11 protein-coding genes are annotated in these 17,727 nt (G+C 43.9%); 4 read left to right on the forward strand and 7 right to left on the reverse strand.

Annotated features, from left to right (window positions below):
- Positions 1 to 50: 50 nt before the first annotated feature.
- The 3 genes from AK824_RS12765 to recG all read right to left on the reverse strand — a co-directional run bounded on the left by AK824_RS12765 (position 51) and on the right by recG (position 7,326).
- Positions 51 to 3,140 (reverse strand): efflux RND transporter permease subunit, encoded by a 3,090-nt coding sequence (locus AK824_RS12765; RefSeq protein ID WP_057762118.1) that lies wholly within the window; start codon positions 3,138 to 3,140, stop codon positions 51 to 53.
- Entirely contained in the window at positions 3,137 to 4,429 is a 1,293-nt protein-coding gene (locus AK824_RS12770; RefSeq protein WP_057762120.1) for an efflux RND transporter periplasmic adaptor subunit, read from the reverse strand. The genes AK824_RS12765 and AK824_RS12770 overlap by 4 nt, the downstream gene beginning before the upstream one ends.
- A 545-nt stretch (positions 4,430 to 4,974) precedes the next feature.
- The gene (recG, locus tag AK824_RS12775; protein WP_057762123.1) at positions 4,975 to 7,326 is read right to left on the reverse strand and encodes an ATP-dependent DNA helicase RecG; all 2,352 of its coding nucleotides are present in this window, start codon (positions 7,324 to 7,326) and stop codon (positions 4,975 to 4,977) included.
- A gap of 280 nt (positions 7,327 to 7,606) precedes the next feature.
- Between recG and AK824_RS12780 the strand changes: the two genes are divergently transcribed.
- Positions 7,607 to 8,611, forward strand: coding sequence for a patatin-like phospholipase family protein (locus AK824_RS12780; protein WP_057762125.1), 1,005 nt, complete (start codon positions 7,607 to 7,609; stop codon positions 8,609 to 8,611).
- 174 nt (positions 8,612 to 8,785) lie between these two features.
- Here the strand turns inward: AK824_RS12780 and AK824_RS12785 are convergent, their stop codons facing one another.
- Entirely contained in the window at positions 8,786 to 9,373 is a 588-nt protein-coding gene (locus AK824_RS12785) for a hypothetical protein (protein WP_057762127.1), read from the reverse strand.
- Positions 9,374 to 9,771: 398 nt separating this feature from the next.
- Between AK824_RS12785 and argA the strand changes: the two genes are divergently transcribed.
- Positions 9,772 to 11,094 (forward strand): amino-acid N-acetyltransferase, encoded by a 1,323-nt coding sequence (gene argA, locus AK824_RS12790; RefSeq protein ID WP_057762129.1) that lies wholly within the window; start codon positions 9,772 to 9,774, stop codon positions 11,092 to 11,094.
- 137 nt (positions 11,095 to 11,231) lie between these two features.
- Here the strand turns inward: argA and AK824_RS12795 are convergent, their stop codons facing one another.
- Positions 11,232 to 11,963 carry a BamJ family beta-barrel-assembly machinery protein gene (locus AK824_RS12795; RefSeq protein ID WP_057762133.1) on the reverse strand — a complete coding sequence of 244 codons (732 nt, stop codon included), beginning with the start codon at positions 11,961 to 11,963 and terminating at the stop codon, positions 11,232 to 11,234.
- A gap of 456 nt (positions 11,964 to 12,419) precedes the next feature.
- On the opposite strand from AK824_RS12795, the gene AK824_RS12800 reads away from it, so the two are divergent.
- Positions 12,420 to 14,084, forward strand: coding sequence for a mechanosensitive ion channel (locus tag AK824_RS12800; RefSeq protein WP_057762135.1), 1,665 nt, complete (start codon positions 12,420 to 12,422; stop codon positions 14,082 to 14,084).
- A 145-nt stretch (positions 14,085 to 14,229) separates the two neighbouring features.
- Here the strand turns inward: AK824_RS12800 and AK824_RS12805 are convergent, their stop codons facing one another.
- Entirely contained in the window at positions 14,230 to 15,672 is a 1,443-nt protein-coding gene (locus AK824_RS12805) for a hypothetical protein (RefSeq protein ID WP_156410717.1), read from the reverse strand.
- 298 nt (positions 15,673 to 15,970) lie between these two features.
- On the opposite strand from AK824_RS12805, the gene AK824_RS12810 reads away from it, so the two are divergent.
- Positions 15,971 to 16,753, forward strand: coding sequence for a meso-2,3-butanediol dehydrogenase (locus AK824_RS12810; protein WP_057762139.1), 783 nt, complete (start codon positions 15,971 to 15,973; stop codon positions 16,751 to 16,753).
- Positions 16,754 to 16,932: 179 nt separating this feature from the next.
- Here the strand turns inward: AK824_RS12810 and AK824_RS12815 are convergent, their stop codons facing one another.
- A complete protein-coding gene (locus tag AK824_RS12815) occupies positions 16,933 to 17,628 on the reverse strand; it encodes a lysophospholipid acyltransferase family protein (protein ID WP_057762140.1) in 696 nt (231 codons plus the stop codon).
- Between the last annotated feature and the right edge of the window lie 99 nt (positions 17,629 to 17,727).

Below are 17,727 nucleotides of genomic sequence, written 5' to 3' on the forward strand. Positions count from 1 at the left end.
TCTTGGCTCACTATTTGGTTAGCTATTTGGCTCTCTATGAGAAGTGACTATTAGAGGTCACTAGGTTTGCCATGTGGAGCCAACCACTTAGCAAACCATCCTGATAGATCATCCATCAAGGTATAGACGACAGGAATAACAACCAAGCTCAATAGCGTAGAGGTCACCAGACCACCCAGTACCGCTGCTGCCATCGGACGCCTAAACGTAGGATCTGCATCACCCCAACCAAATACTAGGGGCAACATACCTGCACCCATCGCAATAGTTGTCATGATAATAGGCCGTGCACGCTTGCGGCATGCATCTACGATAGCCTCAAAACGCGCCAGCCCTCGGCGTTGGGCAATCAACGCGTAATCGACCAGCAGGATTGAGTTTTTGGTCGCAATACCCATGAGCATAATAAAACCAATCATCGAAGGCATCGATAAGCTGCTATTTGTAATAACCAAGCCGACAAACGCCCCACCAATCGACAGAGGTAACGCCATCAGAATGGTAAAAGGCTGCAACAAACGACCAAAAAGTAGAATCAGCACGCCTAAAATACAAACCACACCGACGGACATCGCAATGATAAAGCCACTAAAGAGGTCTGCCATGTTTTCGGCTTGACCTTGGTCGATAATGGTAATCGAAGGCGGCAGTTGCTGCATGGTCGGTACTGCTTTTACCGCCTGTACCAAATCGCCAAGCTCGCCACTCGCAGGTTGTACCGTGATACTAATAGCACGCTCTCGATCCAGTCTGCTAATTTGTGCAGGCCCAGTGCCAAAGTCTAGCGTAGCAACCTCACCGACGCGCACGCCTTGACCTGCAGGCATAGTACTCGGCACGTACAAACCTTCTAGCTGACTAACATTTTGCTTAGCCACATCAGGTAAACGTACAACGATTGGTACTTGACGCGTATCAAGATTGAGCTTGGACAATTGCTGCTCGTAGTCGCCTACAGTCGCCACACGTAGAGTCGTAGCGATATCTTGCGTGGTCACCCCTTTGTCAGCCATTGCCAATCTATCTGGCGTTACCGTTAGCTCTTGGCGTGGCAGACTGCGATCACTGGTCACAGCACCTGCACTTGGTAGCCCTCGAATCTCAGACATGATTTTTTGTGCAGTTTGTTCAAGCAGTTGCGGATTGGTACTGGTTAATGAAAAGTTATAGCCACTCTCACCACCACTCGATAGCCCGACAGTAAACCGTGCTCCTGGCACCTCTTGCATCAGCTTGCTAATTTTGCGTTCTATCTCTTGCTTGGTGCCTCGTTCTGCACGCGGAGCAAGTACGATATCCAAGCCCGCGATGTTTTCAGCCTTACCGCCGCCACCATCCGACGCACCCATCGACGCCTGTGCCTCTCCCACTGAGGTAAAGATATTGGTCACCTCAGGCATGGCCAAAATGCGAGCACTCGCTAGTGCCGCCACGCGCTCAGTATCTGCCAACGACACGTCAGGTGTCAGCTCAATAGCCACTCGAGTTTGATCGATATCATTATCAGGGATAAATGACGTAGGTAGCAGCTTAACTAAAGCTAGCGATACCACAAATAAAACAAGCGTTGCACCCATGGTTATCCAGCGATGATGTAGGGTCCAAGACACAATCTTAAGATAGTACTTCATTATCGCGCTTTGTTTTTCGACGTGCTTTTTCTCAGGTCGTAAGATATAAGCTGCCATCATCGGGGTAATCAGGCGAGCTACCATTAGCGAGGCAAAAATTGATAAGGCAGCTGTCCAACCAAACTGACGGAAAAACTGTCCAACGATACCCCCCATAAAAGCCGTTGGTAAAAACACTGCAATCAAAGTAAAAGTAGTCGCGACAACGGCCAGACCGATTTCATCAGCGGCTTCCATCGCCGCTTCATAAGGCGTTTTACCCATACGTAGATGGCGTATAATGTTTTCGACCTCAACGATTGCATCATCGACCAGCACCCCAATGACCAGCGATAATGCCAGTAGTGAGATGATATTCAGACTAAAGCCAAACAGATACATACCTAAAAAAGTTGGAATGACTGATAGCGGCAAAGCGACCGCGGCAACGATAGTCGCGCGAATATTGCGCAAAAACAGGAAGACTACCACTACAGCCAACAGCCCACCTTCGATGAGCATTCTTAACGAAGCTTCATAGTCTTCTGCAATGGGTGTCGCTCGGTCATAGACTTTTTCAATACTGATATTGCCGACATCAGCAGTCAGCTTGGCAAGCTCCTCATCAACCAGGTCCATCACGTCGACCTCACTGGCACCGCGCGAGCGAGTGATGTTAAATGCCACCACTGTTTGACCGTCTAGCTTAGCAATAGAGCTTGCATCTGCTGCGCCGTCAGTAATTTTTGCCATACGACCTAAAGCTTGTGTGCCCCCCGTAGGGACAGCCACTTGCAAGTCGTTTAGCTCATTTGCTCGCTCAACGGCACCGAGAACACGGATGGTCTGAGTCGTATTGCCAACTTCCGCCTCCCCACCAGAACTGTCTTGCTGGATACCAGCGATTTGCTGCGATAATTGCGAAATAGAAAACTTCAGACCACTTAACGCAATTGGGTCAGCAGCAACTGTGATTTCACGCTGCAACCCGCCAACACGGCTCACGGTACTAACACCTGGTATATCAGATAGCCGCTTGGTAACGGTATCATCAACAAACCAAGATAGATCCTCCACGCTCATATTCTCAGCAGCAACAGAGTAAGTAACCACTGGAAAACCAGCAGTAGATACTTTGGTAATAATAGGATCATTAGCCGCAGCTGGTAGATCACCACGTACTTCACCGACTGCTGACCGCACATCGTCTACCGCTTCTTGAATATCTTTTTCTAAGGTGAATTCAGTGGCAATGGTCGCCGCACCCGTCTGTAGCGTGGTGCGAATATGACTCACGCCTTCGATACTGGTCAGTTTGTTTTCAATCTTTTTGGCGATATCGTTTTCGAGCTGTGAGGGCGCGGCACCTGGTAGCGTCACCGTGACCACCACCGCTGGCAAATCTATGTCCGGAAACTGCTGGACTTTCATTTTCATGAAACCGTAAATGCCGCCCAGCGTCAGCAGCACAAACAGCAAGATAGCAACGAGCGGGTTCTTTATCGAATAAGCGGAGACGTTTAAGCTCATGACTGTGCCTGCACTGGCTTACTGGTTTGAGACACACCGTCAACAACACGTACTAGGTCACCGTCATTTAAGAAGCTGCCGCCCTGTTTTACGATACGACTGTCACTTGGCAAAGGCTCTAGCACTGCTACGCTCTCGCCCAATCGCTCACCCAATGTCACTCGCTGCTGCTTGATACGTCCCATCGATCGATCATCTCGAGTAGTCGATTCGGTAACGAGCATCACATAATCATAACCATCATTACTGACTACTGCGCTATTAGGAATCGTTTGCGTACTGGTACTTCCTAATAGGAATTCACCTGTTTGATACATGCCTGCACGTATCTTTGAGTTGGCAGCTAGGCTAGCATAAATCGTAATTTGGCGGTTGTTGTCTGCGGTTGGTGCGATGCGGTTTACTTGCCCCATCACTGTATCACCACCCGGCAGACTGACTTGTACAGGCGTACCGACGTCTATATCACCGACAAGCTTAGGATCTATATCTGCTCGCCATTCCAAAACCCCGCCTTTGATAATCGTAAATAGTGGATCCCCGCCTGCCACCTGCCCGACTTCTACCATTTTTTCACTGATAATACCGCTGACAGGAGCGACGACTTTTGCGTTCTCTAATGTTAAACGCTGATTACTCAAACGAGCTTTAGACGCTTGCAAAGAAGCTCTCGCACGGACTTCCGAAGTACGGTAGCGATCGGCTTCTTGTTTGCTAATGGCATCGATATCGATCAATGGCAGCACACGTGCAGCATCAGCGCTGGCATTGGCAAGGGTAGCTTCCGCTTCTGCAACATCTGCTTGCGCTTGTAGCACTTGCTGCTTCATAGCGTCCGTATCGAACACGGCTAAGACTTGACCTACTCTAACGCGGTCGCCTTCTTCGACCAAAATACGCTCGATAGCCACACCATTGACTTTTGCACTGACATTCGCAGTATCTTTAGCATTGATGGTTCCATCGGCACTGAGCGTGCTGCCGATATCATTTTGGCTTGGACTAACTGTTTCTACTGAGAGTACTGATTGCTCAATACTGGCGTCACTGCCGGTTGCTTGATCGTTTGCGACAGAATTAGCAGTTGCTGACTCATCTGCAGCGGCATTACTATCATTGCCCCAGTACTTCCCAAGCAGCACCCCTATCACTAGCACGGCTGCCAATACGGGCCACAACCATATTGGTGGTTTTGCAGATGGTCTTTGAGATAAAGTGTCAGTTTGACGATATGGCGGCAACTCAGATTCAGCTGACGGCTTAGGATGGGTTTCTTCAAAATCGCTCATGATAACTCTCTGTAGGTACAGTCAATATTGAAATACTCGATATAAAATGACTAAAAATATCAATCAGTCACAGCAATAATAAAAAGTGGCACGCAATCGAAGCAATGTTTGGACAGCCTGATATAGGGCTATGAGCGTTACTTACAGAGAGTATTACGATGTTCTCTAAAGCACTGTTTATTATTATAATAGTTCATCAAATTATCGAGAATAGCATATATTTAGTCATCATCTTATTTTTATATATAGCGTCTAGCGTTCATAGATTTAATTGAAACTTAGACCGAATATCTGTGCAATGTTCAAGGCATATCGACCAATTTAAAGAAATAAGAGCGCGTATAGCCAGTCGCTGAATATCTGATGTGTTCAACGACTGACTATGGATGGAGTGTTGTCTATAAATAACTTTAACCTTGCGGCCATACTATTTGCCGATAATTAGAAATGTGTTCAATGACGCACTGAACCTACTTGCCAATACCGGTACTACACACTAAACACTGATCACTAGACACTGGGTACTAAGCACTGATTACCAGACACTAGGCATTGGTATAGCGACTTGCCTCAGGCATCCAGCGATGAATCAATTGACTAACATCTGCTTTTCGTGCAGGGTCTGCTATCAAATGCTTCGCTAACCGCTGAGCAATGGCAAATAATTGCTCATCACGGATCAAATCAGCCAAATAGTAGCCAACGTTACCCGTTTGACGTTTGCCTAACAGCTCTCCTGGCCCACGTAGCTCTAAGTCTTTTTGGGCAATGACAAAACCATCGGTACTATCGCGTAGGACATTTAGTCGCTCAGTACCTGTCTCCGATAGCGGCTTTTGATATAACAGTACACAGAAGCTTTTGGTCGAGCCACGTCCGACTCGCCCGCGCAGCTGATGTAATTGTGATAGTCCCAAACGCTCTGCATTTTCGATAACCATCAATGACGCATTGGGTACATCGACCCCTACCTCGATGACAGTCGTCGCAATCAACAAATCCAAATTACCTGCTTTGAACTCTTGCATGATGGCTTGCTTATCAGCAGACTTCATTTTGCCATGCACCAGTCCAATACGAATATCTAGACGTTCATTTAAGTCTTCATAAGTAGCTTCGGCTGCCTGCGCATCCAAGACACTAGACGCTTCTACCAGTGAGCATACCCAGTACGCTTGCCTGCCCGCTTCGCAATTAATCGCAATACGTTCTATGACTTCATCGCGTCGATTGCGATCGATGGTTACCGTCGTAATTGGCGTACGTCCCGGTGGCAACTCATCAATGATTGAGGTATCCATATCGCCATAGACACTCATCGCTAAGGTTCTTGGAATCGGTGTTGCGGTCATGATTAGCTGGTGCGGGGTGCTATTAGCCACGCCTTTATTGGTCAATGCCATGCGTTGCTCAACACCGAATCGATGCTGCTCATCAATGATAACCAAACCTAACTTAGCGAACTGAACTTGCTCCTGAAACAGTGCATGAGTACCGACCACCACTTGCACGGTATTTTCTGCAACCGCTTCCAATGCTTCGCGGCGCTGTTTGGCCGTTTGCTTACCTGCAAGCCAACCGACACCAATGCCCAATGGCTCAAACCATTGCTTAAAATTCAGTAGATGCTGCTCTGCTAAAATCTCAGTCGGTGCCATGACCGCTACCTGCCAGCCACTATCGAGTGCATAACCCGCTGCTCCTGCTGCCACCAACGTCTTGCCAGCACCCACATCTCCCTGTACCAGTCGTAGCATCGGAATTGACGTTGCCATATCCGCAGTAATGTCTTTCATCACTCTTTTTTGCGCACCCGTTAGATCAAAAGGCAATGCAGAAAACAGCTTATTAGCAAGAGGACTATTGGTAGTGCATTTGGGCGCTTTATGCTGATGTAGCTGTTGGCGACGATATAGCAAACTGAGCTGATGCGCAGTCAACTCTTCAATAATCAAGCGCTGGCAAGCAGCATGCGTACGAGCACTGAGTTGAGTGAATAGTTTGTATTGTTGAGACGCGCTGGTATAAGTAGGCGGCGTATGCAGCAGTACCAATGCTTCAAATATCGTTAAATTATAGACATTATGCTGAGCAATACTGGCAGCAACGCTATGTATGTCATTATCTGCCTGATAGGTAGAAGGATTGGGTTTATATACGCTATTGCCAATCGCATTATCAGGTACGCTGCGTGCTAACGTCGAAAAAATATCTTCGGTATATTCGGCCTCTGACACCGCTGATTTGGATGGCTCAAAAGGCACTAATGGCAAATCGGATACAACTGCAAAGTCTCCAGCCGTAAACAATGTCATAGGCAAACCTTGGCTCCGAACCGTTTGCAATGCTAGCTTAATTAAAGTGCGTAGCTTGTTTTGATGTAAGCCTTTGACAGTAGGATAGATAGGCTGCAATCCCGTATCGGTCATGACTGTATTGTCAGTGATGACTTGATATTCAGGATGATGTATCTGCTTGCCGTAGCGGCTGACTTTGACTTCACCAAATAGCTGTAAGCGTGTCCCCAAATTCATGGTTTGTACCAGACCACGATAGACCTTAAAAAACCGTAATGATATCGTACCCGTATCATCGTCCACCGTCACAGTCATCCCACTGCGCTTGGTATCGACATGGACGATATGACCGGTAATTAGCGCTGACTGTCCATGCTCTACATCGGCGATTGATACCAGTCGACTGCGATCCTCATAATCACGGGGCAAATGTAATAGCAAATCGAATATCCGCTTGATATTCAATTGCGCCAATTGCTCTGCGACTTTTACCCCCACACCTGCTAGCGCAGACACTGGCATATCTAGTGCTGACAGCGGCATGTCAGATCTAAAGTGATCTAATGAGTTAGATGAGGCGTGACTCTCCGATATTGGCATTAAAGATCCTAACAATATTATTTTTAATTTTTGTATGCTAAATCGAGCATTTTTAATAGGCTGTACATGATGACTTGTAGCATAGAATAGCGATAACGATAGTACGTATAAAAAGGTCGGTTCATTTCATTATAGCTGACAATACAATTGCTTATGCTAGGCTATTTAGTAAAATAGCATCTATACAGTCCATCTACTATAGATAAACCGCTTCTTCTCATCATACCAATAACTGATGTCTGTTTTTTTGAATTCTGGCAATTTCGTAAGGTGTTTTTCTATGCTTGTTTCTATTTTGCCTCGTCAATTTCGTCACAATCTGATTCGCCATAATCTAAAATTACTGAGGTTGAGCTTAATACCTATACTCGGTTTTTATATTAGTGCGTGTAGCACATTGCCATCGACTATTCCTGCAACGCCAGAGCCTAGTATTAAGACTCCTACTGTCGCACTGGTATTGGGTGGTGGCGGTGCAAAAGGGTTTGCCCATGTGGGTGTCATTAAGGCGCTAGAAGAAAGCGGTATCAAACCAACATTGGTGGTCGGTACGAGTGTGGGTAGCTTGATCGGTAGCTTATACGCCAGTGGTTACACGCCGGCACAGCTTGAGCAATTGGCACTGACCACTACTGATAGCCAGCTCACAGACTTTACCTTGTCCAATCAAGGTTTTATCGAAGGTATTAAGTTAAAAAATTTTATTAATAGCAAAGTGAATGCGCGTGCTATAGAGGATTTCCCCATTGCTTTTGCGGCAATCGCAGCAGAGAAACACACTCTGAAGAAAACAGTCTTTACCACTGGCGATGCAGGGCTTGCCGTACAAGCGTCCTGTAGCGTGCCTAATATTTTTATTGCCCCACGCATTCCTGAAAAGGTCGGTAAAAAATATATCGATGGCGGTGTGGTCAGTTTAGTACCCGTAGATAGCGCCTATGACTTAGGTGCTGATATTGTCATTGCTGTAGATGTGACGGGAGCTCAAGGCAGTGATAGTACTAATAATCTAATACCGACTATGAACTCATTGAGTGACTTTTGGGGCTTTCTAGAAACCAATATTCTAGCTACCAACCTGACTACTAAGCGCTCCGCATCAAACCAGAGCGAACGAGATCGAGCGGATATTGTTATTACTCCCAATGTCGGTCGTAACAGTTCAATAGATACTAGTCAGCGGCGCAGTCTGATACAAGCAGGCGCTCAAGCTACAACGCCGCAAATCAATGCTATTAAACAACTTATCCAAGAAAAATCTAGTAGCAAATATGCCACGCTATAATTGAGTATTATTAATTACTTATCAGTAAAATTATCAAACGTCCTGTCACACCATAAAAAAGCACCGCAGCTATAAACTGTGGTGCTTTTTTATTGATAGCTTTCAGTACTAAATGGATAGTTTCCAGTGCTAATTATATCAATGCTAGCTAAATTCTAATCCAAAAATTCAGGACTATTTGACACGCGCGCGATATTTTACAGCGACGGTATCATTTAGGCCCACACCTTCTAGGTCCCAACGTACCGCTTTATAGTATTTAAGCGCGACATCTTGTAGCTGATTATCTACTTTGGTACGTAATGGCATACGAGCAAAATTATTACCATCTACACTGCCATACGGAAATTCAGGAGCAACAGTCTTCAGCAGCTCTACCTGCTCTGGAATACTCATCGTAACGGTCATTTTACGGACGCGATCTGCATTGGTATTGGTAAAGTATCCTTGATACTCCAATACATTACCTGACTGCAAACGCGTGTTGGTATCTACAGGGACGAGTACTTCTTGACCATTGGCATCAACGCTGACCAACGACGCTGTAATTCTGCTGTTAACGGCTTGAGCACTTGAGTTGCTGCTCTTATGGGCACTTGTCTGAATAGCCATTGAGCTATCAACCGCTTGCTCTGGTGTTGGCAGCATTGCTGAGGCTTGTGTAACTACCATTGCACCGATGAGCGTACCGGCAACAACGTGAAATAAGCGGTGGCCGCTCCAAGCACTGAACGGGCTAGCAAACTGGTTACTTTTTTTCATGATTTTCATTATCCCTGGTTGATATATCGGTAAAACACAGATGGTGCAACTTAAGTTATTTTTATAATTTGTTCAACAGATAAAACGCATTACGATGTATATAAGATATCGCTGTGAAATAGCTCATGCAATCTATGAAAAACATGAACTCACTTATCTAACCTGATTATCTTCGCTCAGCATCTGTAAAGCAATAGCGCTTAGCATAACAAAAAGCATTTGTACGTACATTAACCCAGTGTTGAGGTTGTGTATATCAGCGATTGGCAATTAGAATGCTTGAATACAGCTGAAATAAAAGATAGCTCATAACCGCGTTTTTTGCTATGGTAAATCTTTAGCGTTAGGCATTTTTTTGCTGCGCCCCTTTTCTTATTCTAACGACTACTGCTCCCATTATGACTACTAGCTCCATGCCCCAGATCAACCCTGAATACGTCCATTGGTTCCGTAACTCTGCACCCTACATTAATACCCATCGCGGCAAAACTTTCGTGATCATGTTTGGTGGTGAAGCGGTCAATCATGCGAACTTCAGCACCCTTATTCATGATTTTGCCTTGTTGCATAGCTTGGGTATCAAGCTGGTACTGGTACACGGGGCACGACCGCAAATCGAAAAGAACTTAAAAGACGCTAACATTGAATCGCCGCTACATCAAGACATCCGCATTACGCCACGTGCGGCGATGCCGTCTATCTTACAAGCCGTTGGTGCTATTCGTTTACAGATTGAAGCTCAGCTATCAATGGGACTGGCCAACTCTCCGATGTATGGTTCGCGTATCGATGCAATATCGGGCAACTTCGTGACAGCGCGCCCATACGGTATCCGTGAAGGTATTGATTACCAAATGACGGGTGAAGTGCGTTCTATCGATGTGGAAGCCATCAAAAACAATCTACTTCACGACCATATCGTTGTACTAGGCTCGATGGGCTACTCTGCGACTGGCGAAGTATTTAACTTATTGGCGGAAGATGTTGCCCTAAGCGCTGCTGTAGCACTGGGTGCTGACAAGCTTATATTCTTAGGCGAAGAAGCGGGTATCAACGACGACGATCGTTTATTACGTGAAATGATTCCTAATGAAGTTGATCGCTTCTTACGTGATCGTGATTTAAATTGCGAAATTAATTATTTCTTAAACTGTGCAAGCTTAGCCTGTCGTCAAGGTGTGCATCGCACGCATATTATCTCGTATGCCAAAAACGGCGCATTACTAGAAGAGCTATTCACACGTGATGGTTCTGGTACGCTGATTAGTCACGACCCTTATGAAGAAATTCGCCGTGCCAATATCGATGACGTGGTTGGTCTTATTGAGCTACTGTCACCTCTAGAAGAGCAAGGTATCTTGGTCAGCCGCTCACGTGAGCGCTTGGAGCAAGAGATTGATAACTATAGTGTGATTGAGCGTGATGGTATGATTTTGGGCTGTGCAGCATTGCATACGCTAGACTCAGAGTCAGCGGAAGTTGCCTGTGTTGCCGTGCGCCCTGAGTACCGTAGTGGTAGCCGTGGTGCAGATTTACTAGCGTTTCTAGAGCAGCAAGCGCGCAGTCATGGCTTGTACAAGCTATTTGTTTTGACCACTCGTACTGCGCATTGGTTCGTCGAGCAAGGCTTTGCTGAAGTTGAAGCCAGCGCTTTACCTGAAGCACGTTTAGAGAAATACCATAATGGCCGTAACTCTAAAGTCTTTCAAAAGAATCTATAGTTTATCGCCAACTTGATATCGGCTTTGTAAGGTCGATATCAGTCTGAGGTAAAATATTAATCGTAAAAAAGCCTTCATATAATTATGAAGGCTTTTTTTAAGTTAAGTACCTAAACTAATAATTTTGCTTTAGATACTTATTTTACTTTTAATAGCTCAACAGTAAAGATAAGGGTGCTGTTAGGCTCGATACCAGCGTTACCCGCTTCGCCATAAGCGATGTCTGATGGGATATAGAACTCGTATTTTCCGCCTTCTTTCATCAACTGTAGACCTTCAGTCCAGCCAGCGATTACTTGGTTTAGTGGGAACTCGATTGGCTCACCGCGCTCATAAGAGCTGTCAAATACCGTACCATCAAGCAATTTACCTTCGTAGTTTACTTCAACCACGTCAGTTGCTTTTGGTGATTTACCAGTACCTGCTTTGATAACTTTATACTGTAAACCAGACTCTGTTTGCTTCACGCCTTCTTTTTTAGCGTTTTCTGCTAAGAATGCAGTACCAGCGGCTTTATTTTCTGTCGCCTTAGTTTCCATGTCTTTAACAAACTGCTCTTCTTGCTCTTTTTGATAGTCCATCAATACTTGTTGCATTTGCTCTTGGGTCAATGCTGATTCATTGCCTTCATAGCCATCACGGAAGCCTTTTTCAAAAGTATTTAGGTCTAGATCTTTGACAGCGTCTTTGTTACCTTCTGCCATCATGAAACCTAAGCTATAACCTACTTTTTCACTAGCTGAGCTTTGTTCGGTAATGGAAACGCTTTGAGCGGCTGTTTCTTGATTGCCATTGTTGGTGCTACAGCCTGTTACTAACAACATAGCGCTAGCAAGTGCACTAACGCCTAAAGTAGTGATTTTTTTCATAAAGTACTCTCTAATTGTAAGAATAGTGGCGAGATGTCACATTCCTCTATAATAACAAATCTTAGTTTTGGGAACCACGCTTTGCATGAAATTATCGGGTCAATGTATAGTCTATGTTAATATCTTCTATCATAATAACAAGTTATCACACAAATATAGTAACAGGTAAAGCTTTCTGTCTTTAAATCCATCAATACATCAGCTAAGCTGAATTAGTTAAGGAGATAAGTAACCGAGCTTTAATTTTTATCAAAAATAAGCAGATATCGATAGCGAAGTCACTGTAATATAAATAAGAGATACTGCTGATAATAGTTTATGCTCAAAAACGATAATATCTCTATATAACTGATTCTAAAAATACTATTTATGACAACCATCTGTATGTCTTGCTCATTAATCGCTGTATGAACATTGTTTTTGGCGAGTTATATAAGATGCTTCAAGGAGGATAAGATGAACCCAATGTACACATCTTTTAACGGCTATCTCGGTGGACCTATCGGTTCCATCATTGGTGCTATTTTGATATTCGTTATTGGTTGGCTAGTAGCCCTTGGTATCGCAGCACTGGTACGCGGCGTACTCTCTAAAGTTAATCTCAATCAGCGTATGAACTCTTCAACTGGTAAGACCTACGACCTTGAAGGTATCATCTCCAAGATTGTTTTCTGGTTTATTTTCATCATTGCTATCTCAGGCGCACTTAGCCAATTAAACTTAAACTCTATCTCAGCACCATTCGCAAATATGGTTAATCAAGTATTGGCATTTATCCCTAATCTTATCGGCGCTATCGCACTTGGTGTGATCGGTTGGGTCGTGGCTACTGTCGCACGCACAGCGATCAACGCTGCACTTGCAAAAACCTCTATGGATGAGCGTTTAAGTGCACAAGCTGGTGTAAAACCAATGAGCAGTACGATTGCTGATATGGTTTACTGGTTCATCTTATTGGTTGTGTTGACCATGGTACTTGGTCAATTAGAGCTTGATGGTTTATTTGCACCACTGACTAATATGGTCGACAAAATCTTTAGCTTTATCCCTAATATCTTGATTGCTGGTGTGGTCTTCGTCGTTGGTTATATCATTGCCAAAGTCGTACGCGGTATTGTGACCAACCTTGTTTCTACTTTTAATGTACAAGAATTAGCATCAAAAGCAGGTTTAAGTGAGCAAAACAGCTTACCTAACATTGCAGGTTCATTAGCATTTTTAGTGGTTATCATTCCAACCATTATTGCTGCTCTAAATGCACTAAAAATCGAAGTAATTGCTCGCCCTGCGACCAATATGCTTAACAAAATCATGGAAGCCTTGCCAAACATCTTTATGGCAGTGGCTATCCTAGTAGTAACTTTCTATGTTGTACGCATGGTTGCCAACATCATCAAAGGTCTGATTGAGAACACTCAAATCAATCAATTACCTGCGAAAGTTGGTCTACAAGAAACCATGGGCGACAAGAAAATCTCTGACCTAGTTGGTTATGCGATTATCTTCTTCGCTATGCTATTTGCTGCTATTGCAGCTGCTGATTTGTTAGGTTTCGAGCCTATCTCAGCTATTATTACGATGTTTATCGCATTCGGTGCAAACATCATCCTAGGCGCAATTATCCTATTTATCGGATTCTGGCTTGCCAATATCATTGCAGGTGTGGTTGAACGTTCTGAGCAAGGTTCACAATTCCTAGCAAACATCGTACGTGTATTAATTATGGGCTTAGTATTAGCGATGGGTCTAAAAGCGATGGGTATTGCCGATTCAATCGTTAACCTAGCATTTGGTTTAACACTAGGCGCGGTAGCCGTTGCCTTTGCCCTATCATTTGGTCTTGGTGGTCAAGAAGCTGCAGCTCGCTTCCTACGTAAAATGCAGGATAAGATGGATCATGAACGCACTGAAGCAAAAGCAAAATCTGCGCTACAGCCAAGTTCATCAACTCAAGAAAAGGTTGCTGATTCAGTTCGTGAAAACACGCCCTCTGCTGCTAGTACCCCTACCACTGATTTACGTACCGATGTAGTTGATACACCACGTGTTGATACTAATGACATCTACAACAGTGATGACGTACTTCCTGGTAGCGGTCTTAATGACGATATCAATAAATAAGTATTTTTGATTGTTTAGTTTAGATAAGAAAAAGACAGCCTAGACTGTCTTTTTTTATGTCAGTAAATATATTAATAATATCTGTGGTTCTTAATATCTATAATTCTTGTTATCAAAGTTCATTCAAACAATTTCACGCTACAATCTACTGCTTATCTTTGCGCGCTGGAATCGTTAAGCTCATTTGTACTTGAGGCAATTTTTCTTTTTGCGCCTTCGCAGGTTTACTATCTTCTACGCTACTAGCAGGTGGTGTATTTTGCTTATCTAATTCTTGTTGTTTTAGCTTTTGCATTTGCTTAGTAAGTTGGCGCTCCCTTTGAGTCATCGCATCAACTGGCTGAATCCACAAATCAATATCGAAAAAATTCTCATTATTCTCAGTGATAAAGTCGATACCAAGCACAACTACATGATGTAGTTCAATAATTGGCAAACGTGTGGCAACGTCCTGTGCGATCTTCGCTAGCTTTGGTTGGACAGCGGCTTTGCTATTAAGTCCTTTTGACTCTTGCCCGTAAAACACCAGTACATAATGTCGTCCCAAACTCTCATAAGAATGTTGATGTACGACATAGCCATCTTTTTGCAGCGCTGCGCTTTGTTTAGGGTGTCTATATAGCGTACGAATAAGCTCGTGGCGTGAAAACAAAGACTCATCTAGCAGTTGTTGTTGCCAGTGAGCGAGCGGTGTTTCTGTCTGTTCGTCACTGCTAGTTACGTGCTTTTTACCATACGTATCTATCATCTGCATACTTAGCTGAGACCATATAGTGGCTGCTTGTATCATATGCTGATGGTACATCTGAGCAGTTGAACTTTGGTTCTTGTAGGCAAGCGTGATGGCTACCAATGCTGAGTTAGGTTCGTCTTGTACTTCATTTTTGATGAGCGCATTATCAACTACAATGGCAGGGGCAAATAAATCTGGACTTTGTAAGAAGCGCTCAACCAAAGCGTCTTCTGACTCGAAACTTGGAATATGGTTTACAGCCGACTGCTGTAGTTGCTCCAGATGATAAGCTAAGAAACGCCATAATTCACATGGGGTGCGTACTGCTGCTGCTATCGAATACCAGTCATCCCAGCTAAATACTTGTAGCTGCTGCATGCTTTCGCTCATGTCGACAACTAAGTCTTCTAAAAAGTAACGAACCCCAAAATTGTGTTTGAGTCGCTGTAGAGCACTATTTGAATTGTCATCGTTATCATCTTGATTGAGACTGCTACTTCCTCCGACAAGCTGAATATCAAAAATCATAGCTTCATAACCAGCTGAAGCATTGTCTTCATTTTGAGACGATAATGACTTGTACCATGTAAGTGCTGACTTTACCGCAGTCATACGCACAGCCTCAATGTCAGCTGATTCTGTATCATAGGGTAGATATAGTGTCAGCTCCAACAGCTGTAGCTTGCCAAGTGGTAGCTGATATTGGTAGTGACGAGCGATATACTGAGCATTGTATTCATGCTCAATCGTATGCATGCCTGCTAAAGTCACTGCCATAGCATCTGCTTGTAAATAACTGACTAGCTCAGTCGTCAGATAGCCCCAGTCGGGCATAGTAGTAATCGAATGGGACACAAGTTCCAACCTTCTATTATCGTATGGTGAATATCGCACATGCCAGCTCGTAATAATAACAACATGATTATCGCGTATTACAAATATCTGAATGATACAAAATTATGCTACATAAGCACTATCAGAGACAGTCGCTTTCAAAGCGATCACTTGTTATGATGATATCAAAGCAGTATTGCTTGCGTGCAAGTTTATGGATAACAAACTGTACTTAGTTGTATGTATCGAAACCGTAGTCGTTGAATTTTTAATCATCGAAACTTTAATGACTATTATATAATAATAAGGATTAAACATTATGAAGCGTTTTAAAGAAAAGACCGTCGTTGTAACGGGTGCAGGCTCTGGTATTGGCCGTGCAACTGCTATTCGCTTTGCCGAGGAAGGCGCTAGTGTGGTTTTAGTAGGACGTACGGCAGCAACATTAGAAGAAACTGCAAAAGAGTTGCCGCAAGATCGTACTTGGATTCATACCGATAACTATCTCATTATTACATGCGATATCAGCGTCCAAAGCCAAGTACAAGAGATGGTTGAGCGCGCTATCGACAAATTCGGTAAGATTGATATTTTGGTAAATAATGCTGGTAAGGCAACCCAAGGTAAAATTACAGAATTATCTGCTGATGATTGGCGCTCTGCTATCGATGTGAATCTAAATGGGACTTTTTACGTCTCTCAAGCGGCTATGCCTCACTTAATTGCATCAAAGGGTAATATCGTCAATATCTCATCGCTCTCGGGCGTGGGTGGTGACTGGAATATGGCTGCTTACAATGCTGCTAAAGCGGGTGTGACTAATTTAACCCGTACATTGGCATTAGATCATGGTTCGGATGGGGTTCGTGTTAATGCGGTTAATCCAAGTGTCACCAAAACTGATATGACTACGGCTATCCAAGATAATGAGTCTAAAACGGATAAGTTCTTAGCTCGCTGTCCGCTTGGACGTTTGGCAACTCCAGAGGATATCGCCGCTGCCATTACCTTCTTAGCAAGTGATGATGCCTCTATGATTACTGGTGTTAATCTACCTGTTGACGGCGGTGTTAGCGCTTCTAACGGCCAACCACAGTTCTAAATTGTTAAGCTGATAGACATCCAAATATTATTCAAAAAAAGCCCCTGATACCATCATATCAGGGGCTTTTTCAAAATTAATTATTAGAACTTAGTTGTAGATAGCTTTGAGTTTTCGTACCTGTCATACAACCAGTGATTTTAACTTAACTAATTAAACCAATATTTATAACATTTGGCTTATTCAGCTGCATTATTGATGTCCTGTAGTGGCTGCGACAAACGCTCAAGATGTCTTGGTAGCACCCCTTTATACTGAGAATATATTTTTGGTAAATCTGCTTCGATATCACCTGTAGGATAAACCAGCGACATAAACCGTATTTCTTTAGTATTGTAGTCCATCGCTACTGGCAAAATCGGCACACCAGCACCCACTGCTAAATAATAAAAACCTGTCTTCCACGACTCAGTATATTGCCGTGTCCCCTCTGGTGATAATCCTAAAAATAATGGTTCACCAGTTTTGAACTTATCAATACTGGCTTGCAGCACAGAGCCTTTATTACCACGATCGATAGGAATGACCCCTATCCAATTCAATAGCTGTGCAAACACAGGTACTTTAAATAGCGTGTGCTTGCCCATAATGCTGATTTTGATATCTAATGCAAACAGACTTGGAATCGCATAAATACCATCCACATTAGAAGTATGTGGCAGCGCAAGCACTACAGCTTGTGAAATATTTGGAATCTCACCTACCGTACGCCAACCTGACGCCTTTAACAGCGCGGATGCAATAACAGGCGCAAACTTATTGCCACGCTTAGGAACCTTGTCTCCCAAATGCTTTTTGCTAAGTTTTGGGAGTACTTTGGAGCGCGCAGGTTTAGAAACAACAGACTTAGAACGGTTAAAAATCTTCGGTATCATGACAGCACAATATAATGAAAGGTACTGACATAATACCATTAAGCCTTTGTGGCTAGGCTGAATTTTGCGTGCTTTTATTATGTGATAGATCGTTTAACC

Source organism: Psychrobacter sp. P11G3 (assembly GCF_001435845.1).
In the GTDB taxonomy this organism is placed as follows: domain Bacteria; phylum Pseudomonadota; class Gammaproteobacteria; order Pseudomonadales; family Moraxellaceae; genus Psychrobacter.

What these genes read in the sequence shown, in the direction of transcription:
- AK824_RS12765 (WP_057762118.1), bottom strand. Translation starts at nt 3,140, where the DNA reads ATGAGCTTAAACGTCTCCGCTTATTCGATAAAGAACCCGCTCGTTGCT.
- AK824_RS12770 (WP_057762120.1), bottom strand. Translation starts at nt 4,429, where the DNA reads ATGAGCGATTTTGAAGAAACCCATCCTAAGCCGTCAGCTGAATCTGAG.
- recG (WP_057762123.1), bottom strand. Translation starts at nt 7,326, where the DNA reads ATGCCAATATCGGAGAGTCACGCCTCATCTAACTCATTAGATCACTTT.
- AK824_RS12780 (WP_057762125.1), top strand. Translation starts at nt 7,607, where the DNA reads ATGCTTGTTTCTATTTTGCCTCGTCAATTTCGTCACAATCTGATTCGC.
- AK824_RS12785 (WP_057762127.1), bottom strand. Translation starts at nt 9,373, where the DNA reads ATGAAAAAAAGTAACCAGTTTGCTAGCCCGTTCAGTGCTTGGAGCGGC.
- argA (WP_057762129.1), top strand. Translation starts at nt 9,772, where the DNA reads ATGACTACTAGCTCCATGCCCCAGATCAACCCTGAATACGTCCATTGG.
- AK824_RS12795 (WP_057762133.1), bottom strand. Translation starts at nt 11,963, where the DNA reads ATGAAAAAAATCACTACTTTAGGCGTTAGTGCACTTGCTAGCGCTATG.
- AK824_RS12800 (WP_057762135.1), top strand. Translation starts at nt 12,420, where the DNA reads ATGAACCCAATGTACACATCTTTTAACGGCTATCTCGGTGGACCTATC.
- AK824_RS12810 (WP_057762139.1), top strand. Translation starts at nt 15,971, where the DNA reads ATGAAGCGTTTTAAAGAAAAGACCGTCGTTGTAACGGGTGCAGGCTCT.
- AK824_RS12815 (WP_057762140.1), bottom strand. Translation starts at nt 17,628, where the DNA reads ATGATACCGAAGATTTTTAACCGTTCTAAGTCTGTTGTTTCTAAACCT.